A 3783-nucleotide genomic window follows, 5' to 3' on the forward strand; every position below is an offset into this window, starting at 1 on the left:
ATTTTCCCAAAAGAGACGCCGACAAAGAACTTAGATATGCAAAAGTTAGGTAAGCTGAATATGGCGGGAGGAAATATCCGCAATATTGCCTTAAATGCGGCGTTTATAGTGGCTGATGCGGGTGAACCTGTGATGATGAAACATATTTTACAAGCGACGAAAAGCGAATCTCTGAAGTTGGGAAAAATTTTAACGGATTCTGAAATTAGGGGCTGGGTTTAATATCCTGTTGGTTTATCCTACGGTGTCCCTGGCGATCGCACTACAGACGCGTGAGGAATTTGAGCAGCTTTAACTTCTCATCTAGGACTTATTCTTGTTCTTGTTTTTTCCAATTAAGTCTACAATACATATCTAAATCTATACCTGCACTCAGTTCACTAGCCTTATGTATAATTTGCTGATTAAAACTAATGGCAGGTACGTGGCTATAAGCATAAACTACACAACAAATAAGTACTTCGTACTGATAACTTATTTTAGCGAGTTGCTGCCAACCAGGTTGTAGTTGCTCAAAAACAGACTCTATATGTATCTCAAGTTCTCTTGTGGGGTCAAGTTCTTCTGAAGGAGCTAATTTAGATTTGACTTTCCAAACACTAAATTTCCTAATCGTTGGTTTTCCCCTCGGCCGAACGACGACATTTCCTGTTTTCCAAGTTTGCGTAGGTTTAACACCGACAATCTTAGTGATTTCATCCGGATCAAGATCAACTCCTGATAATCGAAAATATGCGTATATTTCGTTGGTTTTGCTCATGGTATTCTATCATCTTAAGTATAGGCGGGCGAGATTCACCAAAAGTTGTTAATATTAAGACCAGTAAACTCCCCCGCACCTCTGCTACCTTTAGGTTTTACGTAGATATTTCCTTGTCTGTCTTTGTACAAATCACATTTTGAAACGCCACCAGGACAACCTTCCTTGTGTTCGTGAATATCTTCTCCAGCTTCTTCAATTGCTTCAATTTATCCATTAGAAATTACGCAATAAAATAACCATAAAAACACTTATTATTTTTGCAAATAACTTCGGATAAAGTTTACATCTGGCTTATAATCTAGCTGAACATTTTCTGCCGTGATAATAATAACAACCGACTTCAAATTGAGCAGTGTTTTGTTGATACCAACGGCTTAACTCATCTAATGCCGTAAAATTATACAGTAAATCTCTCCATTCACTAAACGGTTTGTAAATTCCCGTCGTCGCCACCCATTGATACCAATGGTATCTTGTCAATATTCCACTTTCAATTTGATGTAAGTGACGAATAGGTAAATATAGCTGTTTGCCACCATAACGCCGATTGGGTTCCATTGTCTCCAATCTAGCTCTGGCAATCTTTTCAAATTCGGTTTGACTTTCACTCATCAAACTCCCTGCGGTCTTAAATTTACAACTTTTTTCAAACTCCTGTAAGTCTTCGTCTAACCAATCCCAAAGAGTAGCTGTCGCCTGTTCAACGACATCAATCGATGCATCGGATAACAACGGAATAATATGCCGATATACCTGACGATCTCCGAACAAGCTCAAACTGGTGAGTACCTTGAACCGAATGTCTTCTGATGGGTGGTTCAAGGCGGGCAAGAGCCTATCCAAGGATTCCTGACGAGGAATGTTTCCCAACCAGAAATAAATGGTCTCCTCTTCCGCGTTGTTCTTCCCAACCTGGCTGAGCAACTTTTCGTAGGCATCTTGACTCTGATAAACAGCTCTTAATCCTAAACCCGTTAGGGATAACGTTCCTTGAGATTGTTGTTCGATTTCTTGGGCAACCAGCAATCCTGGCTCAGGCATCAAGGTCACTAGCTGAGAAAGAATCGAAGCACAACCCCACCAGTCACTATTACCCTGAATGTAGGAAAGGACACTCGGAATTACCTCAACCGAACGCTGACAAGTCAACGCCTCAACTAAGGCGTAAACCGCAATTTCTGGTGAATCTTTTTCTTGCTGTCTGGCTATCTCAGTTTCTAGGGCTGATATCGTTTCCGAGGAGGGAGCTAAATGAGACAGAGGCATTATTGCTCCTGTAGACTGACGAGCCGCTTTGAGGACGATTGAAGCTGAGCCAGACCAGCCCGAGCGAGCTAAGATGAGGCCGGCCATCTGAGAATATCGACTCAAGTTAGACTCGAAAGAACTTAGGGCGATCTTCTCAAGTCGATTCCTGACATTGGATAAAGACCGAATCTGGTTTTCTACAGTGAAAAATTTTTGAACTTCTTCCCTGACTTGACGATGGTCGCTTCCTTGATAGTCTCGAAGATTATCTAGATGCTGTTCGGCTTGATTCAGCAAGCGAATTAGTTTTTTCATAACCAACTTAGCTAATTGCAGCAACTCTGTAAGTCGTCCCTATCGGGTGTTGATAAAGATCGGTTGATGATACGCCGTAATTCGTTAGCTGTGCTTGCTCTCGCAAAGCTGAATGCCCTCTCGTATGATTTCGTCCCCAAACCCCAACTAAATTTTCTATTCTGTCTTGACCTCCTAAGAAAAGTGGAATTAGATGGTGAACCGCTTGTCCGTCTGATATGTTATATTGCCTTCTGAACTGGTTCGGTAAATTTGGGTCTCGCCTACCTGGTCTAGTTCTTGTTAAGCGTTTTCCGACATATACTTTATCTACGTTCGGACGCGATTGCGAGCGGGTTGGCAAGCCCAAACCTGCCCATCGGGGCCAAATAATTGGTAGATTTTGAGGTGGGTTTTCTTGGGAGTTTGGGTTGTTATCCTTAAAACTGCAATAAGTTTCGAGAGGAAGTAGGGACACACGCCTTACGCCAGTTTCTCGATTACCTACCCATGCTTCTCCCGTGAGGCTTACTCGACCGATATTGGCACTTTGAGTGTAGTGAATCGTTATCTGATCTGTTAAAACCCTTCTAGCTCTCAAAGGTGCGCGTGGAATAGATCTTCCTTGACCATCGCGAAATCTAAGCCAGATTTGATAGCTACTGATACGATCTCCAGGATTAGCTATCAACGTCCAGACTACTGTCATGTTATGGTTTTGATCGCCAAAGCAAGCCAACCTATCCGTTCCCTCATTACCTGTTTTTTGTTCGGCATTACGACTTGAGGCAATGGTTATTTCATTTAAAGACGATCGCTGCTGTATCTCCTTGATCTGGACAGCCTTTTCCTCCGCTTCCCCTAGCAGCTGCTTTAGTAATTTTTCCTCCTCAGCAATTTGCGATCGCTCAACAGTCTGCGTTTGACCCAATTGCTCAGCTTGCAAGCGCAATTCCTTATTCAGAGTTTCACCAGAAATGTGACTGGAGAGTTCCTTTGCTTGAAGCTGTTCTTGTTCCCCCTCTTCTGGATGGGATTCCTTTCCTGATTTGCTGAAGACAGACTGGCGTTGAACCGCTTTACCACTTTGCTGCACCACATGAGTCAACTCATGTGCCGTCAACTCATTATTCCCCGGCTCTTTCCCCGCCCCAAAATAAACATCACTCCCATGAGTAAACGCCTGAGCGCCCAACTCCTGATTCATCTGCACCGCTTCGCCACCCGTATGCACCCGCACTCCACTAAAATCCGCCCCAAAGCGCGGTTCCATAAACTGGATCACGTCCTCCGATAACGGAGAACCTCCACCCTTAGACGCATTCAAACGACTCTCCAAATCCCCAGATGCCTGATTTCCATCGATTTGAGCTGCCCGTTGTATCATCTGGCGCATTTGCACACGCGGATCAATTTGCCTGTGTACCACAGGTGTAATTGATTGCGCTCTTTGCCAGATCTGATGGGGGTGATGGGGG

The 3783-nt window shown here is 43.7% G+C and carries 4 protein-coding genes and 1 pseudogene; 1 reads left to right on the plus strand and 4 read right to left on the minus strand.

Annotation, left to right across the window (positions count from 1 at the left end; translation table 11 throughout):
• Nucleotides 1-222, plus strand: a pseudogene (locus tag RIE73_RS26535) (ATP-binding protein); the annotation flags it as partial.
• An 88-nt stretch (nt 223-310) separates the two neighbouring features.
• Here RIE73_RS26535 and RIE73_RS26540 read toward each other — a convergent pair.
• The 4 genes from RIE73_RS26540 to RIE73_RS26555 form a co-directional block, all read right to left on the minus strand.
• A complete protein-coding gene (locus RIE73_RS26540; protein WP_446404030.1) occupies nt 311-760 on the minus strand; it encodes a DUF4279 domain-containing protein in 450 nt (149 codons plus the stop codon).
• A gap of 35 nt (nt 761-795) precedes the next feature.
• Complete coding sequence (locus tag RIE73_RS26545) at nt 796-969, minus strand: polymorphic toxin type 33 domain-containing protein (RefSeq protein WP_446404033.1); 174 nt, start codon at nt 967-969, stop codon at nt 796-798.
• Nucleotides 970-1054: 85 nt separating this feature from the next.
• Nucleotides 1055-2326 carry a HEAT repeat domain-containing protein gene (locus RIE73_RS26550; protein WP_446404031.1) on the minus strand — a complete coding sequence of 424 codons (1272 nt, stop codon included), beginning with the start codon at nt 2324-2326 and terminating at the stop codon, nt 1055-1057.
• Between the two features lie 7 nt (nt 2327-2333).
• A partial coding sequence (locus tag RIE73_RS26555; RefSeq protein ID WP_446404032.1) for an eCIS core domain-containing protein occupies nt 2334-3783 on the minus strand: 1450 nt, incomplete at its 5' end.

This window comes from Coleofasciculus sp. C1-SOL-03 (assembly GCF_040220555.1).
GTDB lineage: Bacteria > Cyanobacteriota > Cyanobacteriia > Cyanobacteriales > Coleofasciculaceae > Coleofasciculus.

Coding starts and splice junctions, on each gene's coding strand:
- RIE73_RS26550 (WP_446404031.1), bottom strand. CDS start 2,326: ATGAAAAAACTAATTCGCTTGCTGAATCAAGCCGAACAGCATCTAGAT.
- RIE73_RS26540 (WP_446404030.1), bottom strand. CDS start 760: ATGAGCAAAACCAACGAAATATACGCATATTTTCGATTATCAGGAGTT.